Here is a 16,427-nt window from a genome sequence, read left to right on the forward strand (position 1 = left end):
AGGCGGGGCGGCAGGAGGCGCACCCGGAGGAACATGCGCCGCACTCGGGCCCACATACGGCGGGGGCGGTGTCACCGTCGAGGGTGCGCCCACGGGCGGCATCGGAGCAGCGCCGAGACCACCGGGCGCGGCCTCGGCGCCTGCTCCGGGATATCCGCCGGGAACCTGCGCGCCCTCGGCATCCGTCACATACTCGCCCCAGCGGTGCGTGTGGTCCCGTGCTGCGGCGGCGACCGCGGCCGAGCTCACACCGTCGAGGAGGAAGAGCGCGTCATCCCGCTCGAGCCCTGACAGGTAGCCGGTGATCAGTCCCTGCACCGAGTGCACCTGGGCGCCTGAGACTCGCTGAGCGCGGTCGATCGGCCCCTGGGAGAGCGAGACGCCCTGCAGCCGGGCGAGCGGGAAGACGGCGAGCTTGCGCCAGACCGTTCCTCTGCGCAGCAGCAGGCCGAACTCGGTGAGGGCGTAGCCGTGCCTCTTCCACGACAGGGGCCTCCGCCACCACGCCCGACGAGGCATCGTGCGGTACGGATCGCCCTCGACAGGACCGAGGATGCCGTGCTCCCAGACGAGCGGGATGTCGGCGACGGGCGCGTCCGGCAGGATCAGCGCGAGCACGCGTTCGACGTCGGCGCGCTTGCCCACCGGCAGCACGACGTTGAATTGCTGCGCCGAGCCCGAGGACTGCTGTGCCGCACTCTTGCCGCTCATACGGTTGATCTTGATGGTCCACCAGCCGAACGGACGCCACAGCAGCGACTGCGTGACCTCCACGGCGAAGATGCGCCCCGGAGGCAGCGTCTCGGTGACGGTGGTCAGCAGCCCGTAGGTGATCCGCACGCCGTCCGGAGTCGGCGCGATCGAATATCGCAGGGACTTCGAGATCTGCGCCCAGGTGATGCCGACGACGGCGATGACCATCGGGATTCCGATGCCGAGTGTGATCCCGAGGCCGAGGAAGCCTCCGATCGGGTCGCCGTCGATCAGTGATCCGATCGCGACGCCGCCGACCGCGACGCCGAAGATCACGCCGAAGAAGACGACCCAGAGCACGCTCGAGATCAGCTGCGATCCGATCAGACGCCCGGCCGGGATCTTGACCACGCTCTCGGGTTCGACATCGGCGAGGTCGACGCCGCCGATCAGACCGTTGACGCCGTCGTTCACGGATCCGACGAGCTGCGCCCTGGCAGACCCGGGAGCACCGGGAACGGCTCCGGCAGGATTCGCCGGGCGCACTCCGGCTGCCGCATCCGCTGCCGTCTGCCGCGCGGCGCGAGCGCCGGACGCGAGGCGGAGGATGTCGGAGCGCACGGACTCGGCGCGAGGCGTGGCGAGGTACTCGAGCTCGACGTTCGAGTCGGTGCCGGCACCCACCACCTCGAGCTTCGCGAGGCCGATAATGCGCGCGGGGAACGGACGCGTGAGGTTGACCCCCTGCACCCGATCCAGCGGCGCGCGGCGATGCGAGCGGAAGATGATGCCCTTGCGCACCTCGACGTGGTCGCCCGTGATCCTGAACTGCTGGAAACGCCAGATGAACCAGAAGATCCCCACCAGCACGACGACCAGCGCCAGCACACCGAGCAGCACCACGAGGATCAGGTTGTTGGCGAGCACCCAGTCGACGGGGTCGCCACCGGTGTAGTCGTCGTAGTGCGCTTCTTCGGGCGTGAAGAGGTCGACGAACCAGGCGATGAGACGGTCGCGCAGGTTCGCGATCGCGATACCGGCGATGATGATGAGCGCCAGCCCGCCCTTGAACAGCGGGGTGAGCGGATGCATCCGATGCCACTCGCCGTCGGCGAGGGTCGTCGACTCGGCCCTCGGCTCGACGTTCGCCGCGGGTGGCGACGGGAACTGCTGCTCGCTCACAGGCCCGTCCGGCGGGTCTCGGCCACTTCGATGAGTGTGTCGCGCAGGGCCTCGGACGCGGCCTGGGTCAGCCCGGGGATCTGCACACCGGTGGTCGCGGCTGCCGTCACCATCTTGAGCTGCGTGACCCCGAAGGCGCGGTCGAGCGGCCCCTGAGTGATGTCGACGAGCTGCATGCGCCCGTAGGGCACCGCGATCATGCGCTGCCAGAGGATGCCCTTGCGGAAGACGATGTCGTCGGCGCGGAGCATGTAGCCGATGGCCTTCGCCTGCCGCGGGAGGATGATCAGCGTGATCAGCGTGATCAGCACGACGACACCCGCGGGAATCCACACCCACGTCTGGTGCAGGACGAGCGCGAGAACCAGCGCGACGGCCAGCACGAACGCCACGAAGATCACGTTCTGCAGGATCTGCGACACGACGTATCGCGGCGAGATCTGGTGCCAGCTTCCGTCGAGCTCCAGCCTCGCCTCGCTGCGAGCGGTGCGCAGCTCGGAGTACGTGCCCTGGTCGAGAGACTCGAGGTCAGTGACCTCCGCCGAGTTCAGCGGGGCCGGGATCCCCGGCTCGATCTCTGGGTTCTGAGTCATCAGGATCCTTCGGAAGTATGCAGAACTGTTCGGCGATGAGCGCGGCGACCACGAGCACGATCGCGCTTCCGATCAGTGCCAGCATCGCCACAGTCGACCCTACCGGGGGATCGACTGGCCTCGACAGGAGGAACACCAGAAGCCCCGCTCCGAAGCCCGCCATGATCGCGCCCACGAGGCTCGACGCCCGGGCGAGGGTCACGGCACGGGTCGCGCGGAACGGGTCGATGCGGATGCCCTGGCGCACGCTCGAACGCACCGGCCAGGCGACGCCGAGCGACGCGGCGGCGATGAGCAGAAGCAGCACGGGCAGCAGAAGCGACGGAGTGAACGTCGTGCGCCCCATGGCGGTGAGCATGTGGTCGAGCACGTATCCCGCGGCCCCGGCGAGGAGAGCGAGGACGACGAGCAGCCCGACAGAGGTGCGCTTCATCACTGCTCCGAGGTATGCAAGCGCGCGACGAGGTCCGCCACGCGGCCGCGGCCCGGCAGCTCGGCATCGGCATCGAGTTCGAGCCAGGGCTCGAGCACGAACAGCCGCTCGAACGCCCGCGGATGCGGCAGCTGCAGGCGCTCGTCGTCGGAGGCCTCATCGCCGTAGGCGATCAGATCGAGGTCGAGTGTCCGGTCGCCCCAGCGCTCGTGGCGCTCCCTGCCGTGCTCGTCCTCGATCGCGTGCAGCATCCCGAGGAGGATCGACGGTGCGAGGCGCGTCGTCACGAGAGCCACGGCGTTGACGTATCCGGGGGCATCGGGGTCGGGGCCGTCGAGACGCAATGCGACCGTCTCGACGAGCGGAGACAGACGGACGTCGCTGACGAGGGGCAGCCGCGCGATGCGCTCGGCCGCTGCGCGGATCGTACGCTCACGGTCGCCGAGGTTCGCCCCGAAGGCGACCACGGCCACCGCGTCCTCCCTGCCGGGGCGCGGGCCGGGGATGCTCGGCGGGTTCGCCAGGTTGCGGCTCATCGCGAGAACTCCACGGCCGAGTGCTTCTGCGCGCGGTGCACCGTCACCGCGACGTCGCCGAAGGTCAGGGCGATCGGGGCGTGCGGCTTGTGCACCGTCACCGTGACGGCGTGCACGCGGGAATCGGCCAGAGTGACGTCGGCGATGCGCTCCGCCAGCGTCTCGATGAGGTTGACGGGCTCTCCCCCGACCACGGCAGCCACCTTCTCGGCGAGTTCACCGTAGTGCACGGTGTCGGCGACGTCGTCGGATGCCGCGGCCTCACGCAGCGGCATCATCAGGCGGAGATCGATCGTGAACTCCTGACCGTTCTCGCGCTCATGGTCGTAGACGCCGTGCCGGCCGAAGACGGTGAGTCCTGTCAGGACGATCTCATCCAGGAAATCCATGGTCCTACCTCCCCTCCCAGGCGTGGGTGATGGCGAGAGCATCGCGGGTGGCACCGACATCGTGCACCCGCACGGCCCACACACCCGCTCGCGCGGCGAGTGCGCTGGTCACCGCGGTCGCGAGATCGCGTCGCGCTTCCGAGACCTCCGTGGCGTCGACTCCGATGGTCTCCGCGAGGAATCTCTTGCGCGACGTGCCGATGAGCACCCGCGGCCCGAGGGCCACGATCTCGTCGAGTCCACGCAGGACGCCCCAATTCTGGCCGCCCTGCTTCGAGAACCCGATGCCCGGATCGAGGATCAGCCGAGACGGCGCGATCCCGGATGCCGCGGCTTCGCCCATCCGCTCCTGCAGCTCCCCGGCCACCTCGCGAGCGGTACGACGGTAGATCGCGTTCGCGTACATGTCGTCGGGAGCGTCGCGCCAATGCCCGATCGCGTAGTCGGCGCCGGATTCGGCGACCGCCGCGCGCATGTCGGGGTCGGCCAGACCGCCCGACACATCGTTCACGATCCGCGCCCCCGCTCGCACCGCTGCGGCGGCGGTCGAGGCGTTGAGGGTGTCGATGCTGACCGGAGCGCCCTCGGCGACCAGCCGCTCGATCACCGGCAGCACACGCCGCTGCTCCTCCGCCGCTCCCACGCGCTCGGCGCCCGGTCGGGTCGATTCACCGCCGATGTCGAGCACCGTGGCACCGTCTGCCCGCAGCTGCAGACCGTGCGCGACCGCCCGGTCGGCGTCGAAGTACCGCCCGCCGTCGCTGAACGAGTCGGGCGTGATGTTGACGATGCCCCAGATTCCGGTCATGAGTGCGCCGACCCGGTCGAAGCGCCGATCAGCGCGATGAGCTCGGCTCGAGCGACCGCATCCGTGTACTCACCGCGGGCGGCGATCGTCAGGGTCGATGCCTCGGGCTGGCGTCCGCCGCGCATCGTGACGCAGCCGTGGCTCGCGTCGAGCACGACCAGCACCCCGCGGGTGTCGAGGTGCTCGGCGATCGTGTCGGCGATCTGCTCGCCGAGTCGCTCCTGCACCTGCGGCCGAGCGGCGAGGGTCTCGACCACCCGCACGAGCGCGCCCAGACCGACGACCTGCTCGCCCGGAAGATAGGCGATGTGCGCCCGCCCCGCGAACGGCAGCAGGTGGTGTTCGCACACCGACCGGAACCGGATGTCTCGCAGCAGCACCGCGCCGGACGGCAGCGTGTCGGGCGCAGGACCGCGGGCGACGCTGATCGTGTGCGCGAGGGGTGCCGCGGCATCCTCACCGACTCCGGCGAAGAACTCCGCGTACAGCTCACCCATGCGCGAGGGAGTCTGCTTGAGGCCCGGGCGATCCGGATCCTCCCCGATCGCCTCGAGCAGCTCTCGTGTCAGTCGCTCGACACGTGCACGGTCGACGGACACGGGTCAGGCCGTCGCGGGTCGTGCCTGACCGGCGTTCGCGGATCCCTGCTGCGTACGCGTGGCCGCCGACGGAGCCTCGACCGATGCGGCGAGCGAGACGTCCTTCTTCGGGACCTCGATCGGAGGTCGCTTCGACACCGGACGGGCCTCGCTGGAGAGCCAGAGCGGACGCTCGGGGAGCTTCTTCACCTCGGTGAAGATCTCGGCGATCTGGTTGTGATCGAGGGTCTCCTCCTCGAGCAGGGCCAGGGCGAGCCTGTCGAGGATGTCGCGGTTGGCGCTGATGACCTCGTAGGCCTCGTTGTGGGCCTGCTCGATGAGCGCGCGCACCTCGGCATCCACCCGCTCGGCGACCTTCTCGGAGTACTCGCGGCCGCGACCCATGTCGCGCGCGACGAACATGTCTCCACCCTCGGAGCCGAGCTTGACCGGCCCCACCTGGGTGGTCATGCCGTATTCGATGACCATCTTGCGGGCGATCGACGTCGCCTTCTCGATGTCGTTCGATGCGCCCGTGGTCGGGTCATGGAAGATGATCTCCTCGGCGACACGGCCACCCATGGCGTACGTGAGCTGGTCCTGCAGCTCGTTGCGCGTGACGGAGTACTTGTCGTCGAGCGGCAGCACCATCGTGTAGCCGAGAGCCTTGCCACGAGGCAGGATCGTGATCTTCGTCACGGGGTCGGTGTAGTTCATCGCCGCCGCTGCGAGAGCGTGCCCACCCTCGTGGTACGCGGTGATGAGCTTCTCCTTGTCCTTCATGACGCGGGTGCGGCGCTGAGGACCGGCGATCACGCGGTCGATGGCCTCGTCGAGGGCGCGGTTGTCGACCAGCTGCGCGTTCGAGCGAGCGGTCAGCAGGGCGGCCTCGTTGAGCACGTTCGCGAGATCGGCTCCCGTGAAGCCGGGGGTCTTGCGGGCGACGACCTCGAGGTCGACGCTCTTCGACAGCGGCTTGCCCTTGCTGTGTACCTCGAGGATCTTCTGGCGACCGCGCAGGTCGGGGGCGTCGACGCCGATCTGGCGGTCGAAGCGACCGGGGCGGAGCAGCGCAGGGTCGAGGATGTCGGGACGGTTCGTCGCCGCGATCACGATGACGTTCGCGTTCGGGTCGAAGCCGTCCATCTCGACGAGCATCTGGTTGAGCGTCTGCTCTCGCTCGTCGTTTCCGCCGCCCATACCGGCACCGCGGTGACGACCGACGGCGTCGATCTCATCGATGAAGATGATCGCGGGAGAGTTCTCCTTGGCCACGTTGAACAGGTCGCGCACTCGGGATGCACCGACGCCGACGAACATCTCGACGAAGTCCGAACCGGAGATCGAGTAGAACGGCGCTCCGGCTTCGCCGGCGACGGCGCGGGCGAGCAGCGTCTTTCCGGTTCCGGGAGGGCCGTACAGCAGCACGCCCTTCGGGATGCGGGCGCCGATCGCCTGGAACTTGGCCGGATCCTGCAGGAACTCCTTGATCTCGTGGAGCTCCTCGATCGCCTCGTCGGCACCGGCGACGTCGGCGAAGGTGACCGTCGGAGTCTCCTTGTTGACGAGCTTGGCCTTGGACTTGCCGAACTGCATGACCTTGCCGCCGCCGCCCTGCATCGACGACAGCAGCCACCAGAACAGCAGGCCGAGCAGCACGAGGGGAAGAAGAAGGGAGAGGATGCCGTCGAACCAGGTCGCGCGCGGAACGGCGTCGTTGAAGCCGTCCTTCGGGTCGGCGTCGTTGATCGCCTTGACGACCTCGTCGGCACGGGCGTCGACGTAGTAGAACTGCACGTTCTCGGAGCCCTCGAACGCCTTCGACAGAGTCATGTCGACCCGCTGGTCGCCGTCGGTGTTGACGACCTCGGTGACGGACTCGCCGGCGAGCAGCTTCAGACCCTCCTGGGTCGTGATCTGCTTGGGCGCGCCGAGGTTCGAGATCAGAAGGAAGCCGCCGAACAGCAGCAGGCCGATCAGGGCGACGTAGATCAGCGGATTCCGCGTGAGCTTCTTGACATCCATGGTCGGATCAGCGTATCGCGCGTGCCCTAGGTGGCCGCTGTGCGTTCACCCACGGCGTATCGGTACGCCGCCCAGGTCATTGGGCGAGGAGTCTGCGACGAGACGAAGCGGGCTCAGCTGTAGACGTGCGGTGCCAGCACCGCGACATCGCGGAGGTTGCGGTAGCGCTCGTCGTAGTCGAGGCCGTAGCCCACGACGAAGTCGGTGGGGATGTCGAAGCCGACGTACTTGCAGTCGATGACGACCTTCGCGGCCTCCGGCTTGCGCAGCAGCGCCAGCACCTCGATCGACTCCGCACCGCGGGACTCGAAGTTCTCGAGCAGCCAGCTGAGGGTGAGGCCGGAGTCGATGATGTCCTCGACGATCAGCACGTGCTTGCCGTTCAGATCGGTGTCGAGGTCCTTGCGGATCTGCACGACACCGCTCGACTTCGTGCTCGCACCGTAGCTCGAGACGGCCATCCAGTCCATCGGCGCGTGGAAGGGCAGCGCGCGGGCGAAATCGGCCATGACCATGACCGCACCCTTGAGAACTCCGACGAGCACGAGCTCCTTGCCCTCGTAGTCGGCGGCGACCTGAGTCGCGAGCTCGTCGAGCTTCGCGATGATCTCCTCCTCGGTGACGAGGATCTGGGCAAGGTCGTCCTGGATTTCCGCGGCGCGCATGGATCGATGTTACGTCGTCGGACGGCCACCACCACAACCGGGCGGCGTGCCGGTGCACGCACCCGTCCGGGCGGTGTGCGTCAGCTGCAGGTGAGCGTGCCCGAGAGCGTGGCGGCCTCGTCGACGATGCCGAGGATGTCGAGGTCGGCGCCCTGTTCGACGACCGATCCTTCGAAGCCGTCGAACGTGACCGAGTCGCCGTCCGGCTCGGCGCCGCCGCTGCTCACGAACCAGCGGTCGTCTTCGAGGTGGATCGCGACGGTCGCCTGACCGTCGAGGATCGAGATCGTCACCGCCGCGCGCCCCTCGACGTCACCGCCCCCGATGAATGTGCGGAGCCCCTGGGCCTCCGAGCAGCGAAGGCCGTCGACCGCGATCTCCGCGTTCGACGTCGCCCCGTCCTCCGAGTAGGAGATCGAGATGCTCTGCGGATCGGACTCCGCTGCAGGTGCGCATCCGGTCGCCGAGACCGCGACGAGCAACCCGGCGGCCAGGACCGTGGCGAGCCGCATCGACGCCACCCGCCTCATCGCTCCTCCGCCGGCCGGAACCGCTTCATCATCTCGGCTCGCTGTTCAGGAGTCATCTGACGCACCTCGTCCTGCACCCGCTCGTTCAACGCCGTCATCCGGGCCTTGATCTCGGGCGAGTCGAAGAGCTGCTGGATCGTCGCCCGTCCGTTCAGCACGGATTCCACCGATCGGCGCATCGAGTCGTCCTGCGCCGACTCCCTCAGCTGCCGCAGGGCCTCGCGCGCCTTCCGATCCTGCTCGGAGCCGACGGCGAAAGACCCGAAGATGGGCTGGTCCTCTGCGTCTCGCGGGCCAGAGCCCCGTGAATCCTGAGTCATGCGTCCACCTGTGTGTTGTCGTATCCACCGGGGATCGAGGCGGTGATGCTGTCCGGCGTGAGCTGCAGCTGGATCACAGACACGGCCGCGGCGAGCACGTTCCAGTAGTCGTTCGCCTTCTGCACGGTCTGATAGGCCTCGATGATGAGCGAAGGGACCTTCGCCGCTTCGAGGGCGGCGAGCGCCCAGAGGATCACCGTCCCGATCACGGTCTCGATGAGCGCGGTGCCGGCGAGCGCGAGCAGAGCGACGTAGAGGATCTGGTCCATGATCTGCGCGAACAGACCGGCGAGGATGTCACCGAGAGCAGACATGCCGATGTAGATCGTCGTGTACTCGTTCTTCAACGTGTCGAACTGCGAGCCGAGGTCGTCGCCGATTCCCGGCCACTGCGCGAACCAGGCGGCGGCGGCCTCGGCCGCCTCACCCGTCCAGTCCGTCATCGCGGCGCTCGCACTCTGGATCGCGCTGTTGCCCGTCGCGCGGCAGTAGTCGCCGAGCTGGCCGAAGGCCACGGCGGTCGACTCCACATAGGACCAGTCGCCGATGAATCGCTTCGACACCTCGTCGAGCGGGTTCCAGTCGAAGAGCATGTCTATGATCGTCGCGACCATGTCGGTCGGGCTGAGCCAGTTGGCCGACAGGATCTTCGAGACCCAGTCGCTCGAGGCGGGGGCGGGGATGTTGTCGAACGCGTGCGCCGCTGAGACGACACAGACGGGAGGCGGGAGGCTGACTGCGCCCACCGACGCGGCATCCGGATACGCGGCGTCCAGCCGCGCGCGCTCCGTCTGGTCCAGGTCCTCGTAGTTCTGCGCCGTGGCGCGGACCTCCGTCGCGGATGCCAGGAATGTCGTGCCCATGCGCTCGAAGACGCTGAGCGAGTTCGCCCGTACCTCGTCGGTGAGCCCCGCGACCTGACTGTAGATGCTGACCGGCGGGATGTACCCCAGCTGCACGTAGGAGCTCGTGAACATCAGCGCGGTGGTGGCGGAGCAGTAGGATCCGTACCCGGTGAGGTCGGCGAGTCCCTGCGCCTCGTCGGCGAGCTTGTCGAGAGCTGCGAGTTCGACGGAGAAGGTCATCGCCACACCCCCGCATTCGCACTCTCGACGCGACTGAACTCCGACGACGCGGTGGACGCTGCAGCGATCACCTGGTTCGCGATGCCGTGGAGATCGCGGAAGTCGGCCATCCACGCGCGCTGGGCGTACCGATAGGCCTCTTTCGCCTCGCCGCTCCAGGCCTCATCGAGGCGGTCGATCTCCGCGTCGAGATCGTCGAGCGACGTCCGAATGTCCTGCAGTGCGGTCACGATACTGTCCACGGCTCCGTTCACGGCGCTGCTCGTGATCGAGATGTGTTTCCTCGACATGCTTCCCCCCGGGGCTCCGCCGTTCGGCGAAGGCTACGACAGGCTACACCGCCGCCCCGTGTTCCCCACTACTCTGGGCGGTGACACGGGCGGACGCCCCAGACGGAAGGAATCTCCATGGCTCTCGACGACATCCTCACGCAGGTCCCGATCGACGACATCGCCGCGAAGCTCGGAGTCTCCCCCGAGGTCGCGAAGTCGGCTGTCGAGCAGGGCGGCGCCGTGCTGCTGGGCGGCCTGGCGAAGAACGCCGCGACCGCAGAGGGCTCCTCCGCGATCGAGAGCGCGCTCAAGCGCCACGAGGGCAAGGCCGGCGCCTCGAAGGTCGACGACATCGACCAGGCGGACGGCGGCAAGATCGTCTCGCACATCCTCGGCGCCGACGAGAAGAAGGTCACGCAGAAGCTCACCGAGTCGAAGGAGACCGCAGGGATCGACTTCGGCAAGCTGCTCCCGATCCTCGCCCCGATCGTGATGGGCCTGATCGCCAACGCGACCAAGGGCAAGTCGACGAAGACCGAGACGGCAGAGGCGCAGTCCGGCGGCGGTGGAATCGGCGATGTGATCGGTGGCCTGCTCGGCGGAGGCAGCTCCTCGGGCGGCGGTGGGATCGGCGACCTGCTCGGCGGCCTGCTCGGCGGAGGCAACTCCTCGGGCGGCGGCGGAATCGGCGACCTGCTCGGCGGCCTGCTCGGCGGCGGCAAGAAGTAGCGAACGGCGGAGCGGTCGACGGGTGTCGGTCGCTCCGCTACCGCGCTCACACGACCGCGGTCTCGGTCTCGGTCGTGTGAGCGCTGGCCCGATCGTCGAGCGAGCGAAGCGAGACGAAACGGATGCTTCGACTCAGCGCGCGGTGAAGACGATCCGTCCGCCGAGCCTGGCCGCGGAGCACGCAGGCAGATCGATGGGGCCCTGACCCGACCAGTCCGTCGCGAGACGGGCGACCTCGAGGGTCTGCACCCTCGTCAGGCTCACACCGAATTCGCTGTCGACGACGAGGCGGATGATCCGGTTGCGGAGAGCGGCCGGGTTGGCGGCGAGGGCGGCGAGACTCACGGAGATACCCGCCTCTGCATGCTCGACGATGTCCTCGATCGTCTCGTGGATCATCTCGTCGAACGCCTCCGCATCCTCGCGAAGCTGCTCGGCGGTGCGGGCGAGGGCCTCCGCGATGCCCGGGCCCAGCTCCGACTCGAGAACGGGCAGCACCCGCTCCCGCACGCGCACCCGCGCGAACCGGTCCTCGGAGTTGTGGGGGTCGTCCCAGAACTCGAGATCGGATGCCGCACAGAACGCGCGAGTAGTCTCGCGCCGTACCCCGAGCAGCGGGCGCACCCACCGCACTCCGTCGCCGTCCTCGCGCACAGGGGCCATGCCCTGAAGGCTCGCGGCGCCCGATCCACGGGCGAGTCCGAGCAGCACGGTCTCTGCCTGGTCATCGAGAGTGTGTCCGAGGAGCACGGCAGACGCACCGGCATCCGCTGCCGCGTCCTTCAGCACCCGGTATCGGGCATCGCGTGCTGCGGCCTCGGGGCCGCCTTCCTCGCCCACCTCGACGCGCACGACGAGAGCGTCGACCCCGAGAGCCGTCGCCGTCTGGGCGGCGCGTGAGGCGACGGCATCCGAGTCGCCTTGAAGACCGTGGTCGACCGTGAGGCTCCCCACTCGCAGCCCGAGCTTGGGCGCCTCGAACGCGGTCGCCGCGGCGAGGGCGAGCGAATCGGTGCCCCCGGAGAGCGCGACGATGACCGTCGACCCCTCAGGGAGGTCGGCGAGCGCGGTGCGCACGGCGAGGCGGATCTCGGCGATGGCGGGTGAGAGCGAGGGCACAGCTCCACGGTAGATCACGACGAGGGATCGCCGCGTGACGGTCGCGCTGAGCACGCGTGTGGTTCTAACCTGACGCCGTGACAGAACACACAGTGCGGTTCCGGACCGAGCGGTTCAAGGCGTTCGTCGACGCGGTGGTGGCGATCGCGATGACGCTGCTGATCCTGCCGCTCATGGAGTCGGTGTCGGACGCCGCGTCGAACAGGCTGAGCACCGCGGAGTTCTTCGACGAGCACTCCGGCCAGCTGCTGAGCTTCGGGCTCAGCTTCGTCCTCATCGCGACGTTCTGGATGGGGCATCACCGCCAGTACCGCGACGTGGAGTGGATCACGAGTCCGCTGCTGTGGATCAACATCGCGTGGATGGCGACCATCGTCTGGCTGCCCGTGCCGACCGCGATGATCGGCCAGATGGACACCGACATGCTGCAACCGGTGGTCTACATCGGCACCCTGATCCTCACGCAGGTCACGACTCTCGCCGGATGGGTGTTCCTGCTGCGCCACCCCGACTTCACCACGACCCCGGTCGAGACGCTGCGGGCGGGAGTGATCGGCGATCTCGCCGCCATCATCCTGTTCCTCGTCGCACTGGCGATCGCGGTCTTCGTCCAGCCCTTCGGGTATGCGGGACTGCTCGTCCTGCTGCTGAGCGGCGTGGTGACGAAGCTGCTGGACCGCGTCGCGCTGCGCCGCCCCACAGCGGGCTGACCGTCTCGCTGCGGAACACGGCCGAGGCGCTCGGCCACCCGCGGGTAGGCTAGTGCGCGGCATCCAACCGTCTTTTCTGAGGAGCACACGCATGGGCGCACACGACGCCGTCATCGAGATCCCGCGCGGCAGCCGCGTGAAGTACGAGGTCGACCACGAGACCGGACGAGTGCACCTCGACCGCGTGCTCTACACGACCTTCGGGTACCCCGCCGACTACGGCTACTTCGACAACACCCTCGGAGAGGACGGCGACCCGCTCGACGTGCTCGTGCTCCTCGACCACGCCATCTACCCGGGCGTCGTCGTCGAGGTGCGCCCCGTCGCCGTGCTCAAGATGAGCGACGAGGCCGGCGGAGACGACAAGCTCGTCGCCGTCCTGTCGAAGGACCCCCGCTGGGCCCACATCCAGGACATCGGCGACATCGCCGAGTACACGAAGAAGGAGATCGCGCACTTCTTCGAGCACTACAAGGACCTCGAGCCCAACAAGTGGGTCAAGGTCGACGAGTGGGGCGACGCCGCAGAGGCGCAGCGCATCCTCGACGAGGCGATCGTCCGCGCAGCCGAGCAGGGTCACTGACCCCAGGCTTCACGAAGAAGACCCCCGGTTCCGCTCAGCGGCCGGGGGTCTTCTTCGTCGCAGACGCGATCCTCAGACCGAGATGCCTCGCGCGGCGAGGAAGGTGATCGGGTTCGTATAGGCCCCGTTGAGGTAGACCTCGAAGTGCAGGTGGCAGCCGACGGATGCTCCGGTGTTGCCGGCATAGGCGATGACCTGGCCGGAGTTCACCCACGCGCCGTTGCGGACGGCGAATCCGCCGTCCCGGATGTGCGCGTAGCCCGACGAGACCCCACCGCCGTGCTGGATGCGGATGTAGTTGCCGTAGTTGCCTCGCGGGCCGGCGTAGTCGACCGTCCCCGAGTTGGCCGCGTAGATCGCCGCTCCGCAGCCGTTGGCGAGGTCGACCCCGTAGTGGTACCCGGAGCAGGCCGCGCAGGGCTTGGGGCGCGCGCCGTATCCCGCGCTGCGGTGGCCGCCGTGCGGGCGAACCCAGCCGCCTGTTCCCGGCGACCCCCCGGTGCCTCCACCGCCGCCTCCGCCGCCGTTGTTCGCGGCTGCAGCTGCTGCCGCTGCCGCCTCGGCTGCTTCGCGCTGCCTGCGCTGCTCTTCGGCGACGCGCACACCCTCCTGGTAGCCCGCGACGGTCGTCGCGGTGGCGTCCTTGAGGGCGGCGAGCTGTGCCTGCATCGTGGAGAGGTTGGCCGTCTGCTCGTCGAGAGCGACCTGAGCGGCATCCGCTGCGGCCTGCGCCTCGATCATCTTCTGCTCGGCGATCTGCTGAAGGCGGTCGCGCTCGGTGCGCGCGACGACGGCCTGGTCGGTCAGCGACTGCGCGGAGTTGCGTGCGGCGACCGCATTGTCGTGGACCGTCTGGTTGTACTGGTAGACCTTGTCCATCGAGCCGAGGCGCGAGAGCAGCTCGTCGGCGTTGTCGGCGGAGCCGGCGAAGAACAGTTCGAGGGCGGTGTCATCGCCGCCGTTGCGGTACAGCTGGGCGGCGAGCTGGGCGGCCTTCTTGGTCGCGTCGTCGGCGACGACGGCCTGCGCGTCGGCCTGGGCCTGCAGCTCCTCGGCGACGGCGATCGCGTCGAAGTACGCCAGCTGCGCCGTGTTGTACTCCTCACCGGCGAGCTGTGCCTTCGCCTGCGCGTCCGCGACCCGCTGCGTGAGCGACTGGATGAGTCCCTCGATGCGGGTGACCTCGGCCGCCTTGGAGGACTGGTTCGCCATGGCGCGCTGCACGTCGTCCCAGCTGGGGTACGTCGCCGCGTACGCGGCGGTCACCCCGGAGGAGACACCGAAGGCGCTGAGCGCGACGACGCTGAGCGCGCCCATCGTGAGCGCACTACGACGAGTGACCGAGCCGTTCTTCCAGAACGCTCGGCTTTCTGCAGGTGTGGGCGCGCAGCCGCAATCGTCGGATGCCGCCGAGGCAGCATCCTTCGAGGAGTGCTTGTCGTTCACACGGCCCCTTCCGCCGGTTTCACAAATGCCACACTAACAACATCCTTCACATCCGCACCAGGGGCGGACAGCGTCGGAGGGCACAGTGATACGACTCCATCGTCCTCCCGAACACGCCCGGGCGACAGCAGGCTCGCCCTCGATTCGCGTTTTGCTCGAATCTTCCCTTATGCTTGAGCGTCGGCAAGGAAGTCCCCCGGGACAGACTTCGGCCCCATCGTTTAGCGGCCTAGGACGCCGCCCTTTCACGGCGGTAGCACGGGTTCGAATCCCGTTGGGGTCACTCCTTCCGGTACAATTGAAAACAAGTATGGCCCTGTAGCGCAGTTGGTTAGCGTGCCGCCCTGTCACGGCGGAGGTCGCGGGTTCAAGTCCCGTCAGGGTCGCTCTAAGCGACGGGCCCTTTTCTCCGAAAAGGGCCTTTCGTCTAGATGCGGCAGGTTCAGCCGGTCGCATGGCTCTGTAGCTCAGTTGGTAGAGCGCACGACTGAAAATCGTGAGGTCACGGGATCGACGCCCGTCGGAGCCACAGGGTGATCATTACAGTCACCTTAGGAACCCTCGCCTAGCTTCTACATGGCGGGGGTTTCCGCTTTTTCCGGGGAGAGTCCCGAACTCCTCCCCCTGATACCGTCGAAGCCATGTTCATCGCCGGGATCGCCTCCGCCGTCATCGGCATCGTGCTGTTCCATATGGCACTCGGCAGGACCCTGCGTGCGAACGCCGGGGTGCGCATCCCCTTCGGTGGGCGCCCGCGCGAGATTCCGCACGGCTCCATCCAGATGCGGGCGATCGCCGCTGGACTGATCGTGCTCGGCGGGGTGCTCGTGAGCACCGAGGGCTGGCACTGGACCCTGATGGTGGTCGCCGCCGGCCCCGTGGCGGCGATGATCGTGCTGAGCCTCCACAATCGTCGCGTCCGCCGGGAAGCACGTTCCGCAGGCGCGTGAGGGCGCTCCACGTAAGTGGGAGAGCCCTATGAAAAGCACGCTTCCTTTGTTAAGCGTCGTAATATATCGATATGGGACCTGAACTTCCCGTTGCGCCTGGGGCGCAGCGGAACCTGGGGCCGGACGAGCTGTTCCGCCGCCTCGCGACATCCATCGCCGACGGCACATATGCGCCAGGGGCGAAGCTGAGCGACAAGGCGATCGCCGACGACCTCGGCGTCACGCGCACACCGGTGCGCGAGGCCGTGCAGCGTCTCGCGCGCGCCGGGCTGATGGAAGTGCACGCGAACCGCTACTCGATGGTCACCGACATCACCGACGAGCGCTCCCGCATCACCCGCGAGTTCGCCGCGTCTCAGGGCGGCGAGATCATCCGCGAGGCTGCGCTCGCGCTGTCGGAGACGGATCTCGTCATCGCCTGCGAGCTGATCCACGACGCGATCGAGTCGGTCGAGTCCGGCGAGGGCTGGATCGAGGCGCACGTCGAGCTGTTCGAGTTCCTCACCGACCGCGCTCTCAACGACCTCTACCGCCTAATGCTGAGCGACTTCTGGTACCTGGTCTTCCGCGACCTCTACCTCGGCGAGCCCCGGGTGAACACGAGGGACTCCCTCGAAGAGCTCGAGTCGGCGATGCGCGCCCGCAGTGCGAACGCCGGTGTCAAGGCCGTGCAGCGGATGCTCCGCTTCAAGTAGCCGGATCGGCTCGACGGAGTTTGGTCCCGGCCCTCCCTCGCCCGAACGGGGAGGACCGGAGCAGCCGATTGAGAAGGTCCGCAAGC

Annotated in this window: 20 protein-coding genes and 3 tRNA genes; 8 read left to right on the forward strand and 15 right to left on the reverse strand. The window is 68.1% G+C overall.

The window, feature by feature from the left end:
- The 13 genes from ASF80_RS08650 to ASF80_RS08710 all read right to left on the reverse strand — a co-directional run.
- On the reverse strand, positions 1–1,875 hold a 1,875-nt coding region (locus tag ASF80_RS08650), incomplete at its 3' end, for a PH domain-containing protein (protein ID WP_235559916.1).
- Positions 1,872–2,468 carry a PH domain-containing protein gene (locus ASF80_RS08655; RefSeq protein WP_056309883.1) on the reverse strand — a complete coding sequence of 199 codons (597 nt, stop codon included), beginning with the start codon at positions 2,466–2,468 and terminating at the stop codon, positions 1,872–1,874. The genes ASF80_RS08650 and ASF80_RS08655, both read right to left, overlap by 4 nt.
- Positions 2,404–2,901 (reverse strand): DUF3180 domain-containing protein, encoded by a 498-nt coding sequence (locus ASF80_RS08660; RefSeq protein ID WP_056309884.1) that lies wholly within the window; start codon positions 2,899–2,901, stop codon positions 2,404–2,406. The genes ASF80_RS08655 and ASF80_RS08660 overlap by 65 nt, the downstream gene beginning before the upstream one ends.
- Entirely contained in the window at positions 2,901–3,437 is a 537-nt protein-coding gene (folK, locus tag ASF80_RS08665) for a 2-amino-4-hydroxy-6-hydroxymethyldihydropteridine diphosphokinase (RefSeq protein ID WP_056309886.1), read from the reverse strand. Before folK ends, ASF80_RS08660 begins: the two co-directional genes overlap by 1 nt.
- Positions 3,434–3,826 (reverse strand): dihydroneopterin aldolase, encoded by a 393-nt coding sequence (gene folB / locus ASF80_RS08670; protein WP_056309888.1) that lies wholly within the window; start codon positions 3,824–3,826, stop codon positions 3,434–3,436. The genes folK and folB overlap by 4 nt, the downstream gene beginning before the upstream one ends.
- A gap of 4 nt (positions 3,827–3,830) precedes the next feature.
- A complete protein-coding gene (folP, locus tag ASF80_RS08675) occupies positions 3,831–4,634 on the reverse strand; it encodes a dihydropteroate synthase (RefSeq protein WP_056309890.1) in 804 nt (267 codons plus the stop codon).
- Positions 4,631–5,233 carry a GTP cyclohydrolase I gene (folE, locus tag ASF80_RS08680; protein ID WP_056309892.1) on the reverse strand — a complete coding sequence of 201 codons (603 nt, stop codon included), beginning with the start codon at positions 5,231–5,233 and terminating at the stop codon, positions 4,631–4,633. Before folE ends, folP begins: the two co-directional genes overlap by 4 nt.
- Positions 5,234–5,236: 3 nt before the next feature.
- The gene (gene ftsH / locus ASF80_RS08685; RefSeq protein WP_056309895.1) at positions 5,237–7,237 is read right to left on the reverse strand and encodes an ATP-dependent zinc metalloprotease FtsH; all 2,001 of its coding nucleotides are present in this window, start codon (positions 7,235–7,237) and stop codon (positions 5,237–5,239) included.
- Positions 7,238–7,350: 113 nt separating this feature from the next.
- The gene (gene hpt / locus ASF80_RS08690; RefSeq protein ID WP_056309897.1) at positions 7,351–7,902 is read right to left on the reverse strand and encodes a hypoxanthine phosphoribosyltransferase; all 552 of its coding nucleotides are present in this window, start codon (positions 7,900–7,902) and stop codon (positions 7,351–7,353) included.
- An 80-nt stretch (positions 7,903–7,982) separates the two neighbouring features.
- Positions 7,983–8,432 carry a hypothetical protein gene (locus tag ASF80_RS08695; RefSeq protein ID WP_157521007.1) on the reverse strand — a complete coding sequence of 150 codons (450 nt, stop codon included), beginning with the start codon at positions 8,430–8,432 and terminating at the stop codon, positions 7,983–7,985.
- Positions 8,429–8,752 carry a hypothetical protein gene (locus ASF80_RS08700; RefSeq protein WP_056309902.1) on the reverse strand — a complete coding sequence of 108 codons (324 nt, stop codon included), beginning with the start codon at positions 8,750–8,752 and terminating at the stop codon, positions 8,429–8,431. The genes ASF80_RS08695 and ASF80_RS08700 overlap by 4 nt, the downstream gene beginning before the upstream one ends.
- The gene (locus ASF80_RS08705) at positions 8,749–9,837 is read right to left on the reverse strand and encodes a hypothetical protein (RefSeq protein ID WP_157521008.1); all 1,089 of its coding nucleotides are present in this window, start codon (positions 9,835–9,837) and stop codon (positions 8,749–8,751) included. The genes ASF80_RS08700 and ASF80_RS08705 overlap by 4 nt, the downstream gene beginning before the upstream one ends.
- Positions 9,834–10,127 carry a WXG100 family type VII secretion target gene (locus ASF80_RS08710; protein ID WP_056309906.1) on the reverse strand — a complete coding sequence of 98 codons (294 nt, stop codon included), beginning with the start codon at positions 10,125–10,127 and terminating at the stop codon, positions 9,834–9,836. Before ASF80_RS08710 ends, ASF80_RS08705 begins: the two co-directional genes overlap by 4 nt.
- Before the next feature lie 117 nt (positions 10,128–10,244).
- On the opposite strand from ASF80_RS08710, the gene ASF80_RS08715 reads away from it, so the two are divergent.
- A complete protein-coding gene (locus tag ASF80_RS08715; protein ID WP_056309907.1) occupies positions 10,245–10,838 on the forward strand; it encodes a DUF937 domain-containing protein in 594 nt (197 codons plus the stop codon).
- Between the two features lie 132 nt (positions 10,839–10,970).
- On the opposite strand, the gene tilS is transcribed toward ASF80_RS08715, so the two are convergent.
- Positions 10,971–11,957 (reverse strand): tRNA lysidine(34) synthetase TilS, encoded by a 987-nt coding sequence (tilS, locus tag ASF80_RS08720; protein ID WP_056311935.1) that lies wholly within the window; start codon positions 11,955–11,957, stop codon positions 10,971–10,973.
- Positions 11,958–12,034: 77 nt separating this feature from the next.
- Here tilS and ASF80_RS08725 point away from each other — a divergent pair, with 77 nt between their 5' ends.
- Both ASF80_RS08725 and ASF80_RS08730 read left to right on the forward strand, forming a co-directional pair.
- Entirely contained in the window at positions 12,035–12,667 is a 633-nt protein-coding gene (locus ASF80_RS08725; protein WP_056309909.1) for a TMEM175 family protein, read from the forward strand.
- A 91-nt stretch (positions 12,668–12,758) separates the two neighbouring features.
- Entirely contained in the window at positions 12,759–13,250 is a 492-nt protein-coding gene (locus ASF80_RS08730) for an inorganic diphosphatase (RefSeq protein WP_056309911.1), read from the forward strand.
- Positions 13,251–13,322: 72 nt separating this feature from the next.
- Here ASF80_RS08730 and ASF80_RS08735 read toward each other — a convergent pair whose 3' ends face one another.
- Positions 13,323–14,696 (reverse strand): peptidoglycan DD-metalloendopeptidase family protein, encoded by a 1,374-nt coding sequence (locus ASF80_RS08735; RefSeq protein WP_056309913.1) that lies wholly within the window; start codon positions 14,694–14,696, stop codon positions 13,323–13,325.
- A 210-nt stretch (positions 14,697–14,906) separates the two neighbouring features.
- Between ASF80_RS08735 and ASF80_RS08740 the strand changes: the two genes are divergently transcribed.
- The 5 genes from ASF80_RS08740 to ASF80_RS08760 all read left to right on the forward strand — a co-directional run bounded on the left by ASF80_RS08740 (position 14,907) and on the right by ASF80_RS08760 (position 16,341).
- Positions 14,907–14,979, forward strand: a tRNA-Glu gene (locus tag ASF80_RS08740).
- A 29-nt stretch (positions 14,980–15,008) separates the two neighbouring features.
- A tRNA-Asp gene (locus ASF80_RS08745) sits at positions 15,009–15,082 on the forward strand.
- Between the two features lie 70 nt (positions 15,083–15,152).
- Positions 15,153–15,225, forward strand: a tRNA-Phe gene (locus ASF80_RS08750).
- A 112-nt stretch (positions 15,226–15,337) separates the two neighbouring features.
- Positions 15,338–15,646 carry a hypothetical protein gene (locus ASF80_RS08755; RefSeq protein ID WP_056309915.1) on the forward strand — a complete coding sequence of 103 codons (309 nt, stop codon included), beginning with the start codon at positions 15,338–15,340 and terminating at the stop codon, positions 15,644–15,646.
- Positions 15,647–15,717: 71 nt separating this feature from the next.
- On the forward strand, positions 15,718–16,341 hold the full coding sequence (locus tag ASF80_RS08760) for a GntR family transcriptional regulator (RefSeq protein ID WP_056309917.1): 624 nt from the start codon (positions 15,718–15,720) through the stop codon (positions 16,339–16,341).
- The last annotated feature ends 86 nt before the right edge of the window (positions 16,342–16,427 follow it).

It is taken from the genome of Microbacterium sp. Leaf159 (assembly GCF_001423615.1).
Lineage (GTDB): Bacteria > Actinomycetota > Actinomycetes > Actinomycetales > Microbacteriaceae > Microbacterium.

Coding starts and splice junctions, on each gene's coding strand:
- ASF80_RS08655 (WP_056309883.1), bottom strand. CDS start 2,468: ATGACTCAGAACCCAGAGATCGAGCCGGGGATCCCGGCCCCGCTGAAC.
- ASF80_RS08660 (WP_056309884.1), bottom strand. CDS start 2,901: ATGAAGCGCACCTCTGTCGGGCTGCTCGTCGTCCTCGCTCTCCTCGCC.
- folK (WP_056309886.1), bottom strand. CDS start 3,437: ATGAGCCGCAACCTGGCGAACCCGCCGAGCATCCCCGGCCCGCGCCCC.
- folB (WP_056309888.1), bottom strand. CDS start 3,826: ATGGATTTCCTGGATGAGATCGTCCTGACAGGACTCACCGTCTTCGGC.
- folP (WP_056309890.1), bottom strand. CDS start 4,634: ATGACCGGAATCTGGGGCATCGTCAACATCACGCCCGACTCGTTCAGC.
- ftsH (WP_056309895.1), bottom strand. CDS start 7,237: ATGGATGTCAAGAAGCTCACGCGGAATCCGCTGATCTACGTCGCCCTG.
- hpt (WP_056309897.1), bottom strand. CDS start 7,902: ATGCGCGCCGCGGAAATCCAGGACGACCTTGCCCAGATCCTCGTCACC.
- ASF80_RS08695 (WP_157521007.1), bottom strand. CDS start 8,432: ATGAGGCGGGTGGCGTCGATGCGGCTCGCCACGGTCCTGGCCGCCGGG.
- ASF80_RS08700 (WP_056309902.1), bottom strand. CDS start 8,752: ATGACTCAGGATTCACGGGGCTCTGGCCCGCGAGACGCAGAGGACCAG.
- ASF80_RS08705 (WP_157521008.1), bottom strand. CDS start 9,837: ATGACCTTCTCCGTCGAACTCGCAGCTCTCGACAAGCTCGCCGACGAG.
- ASF80_RS08710 (WP_056309906.1), bottom strand. CDS start 10,127: ATGTCGAGGAAACACATCTCGATCACGAGCAGCGCCGTGAACGGAGCC.
- ASF80_RS08715 (WP_056309907.1), top strand. CDS start 10,245: ATGGCTCTCGACGACATCCTCACGCAGGTCCCGATCGACGACATCGCC.
- ASF80_RS08730 (WP_056309911.1), top strand. CDS start 12,759: ATGGGCGCACACGACGCCGTCATCGAGATCCCGCGCGGCAGCCGCGTG.
- ASF80_RS08755 (WP_056309915.1), top strand. CDS start 15,338: ATGTTCATCGCCGGGATCGCCTCCGCCGTCATCGGCATCGTGCTGTTC.
- ASF80_RS08760 (WP_056309917.1), top strand. CDS start 15,718: ATGGGACCTGAACTTCCCGTTGCGCCTGGGGCGCAGCGGAACCTGGGG.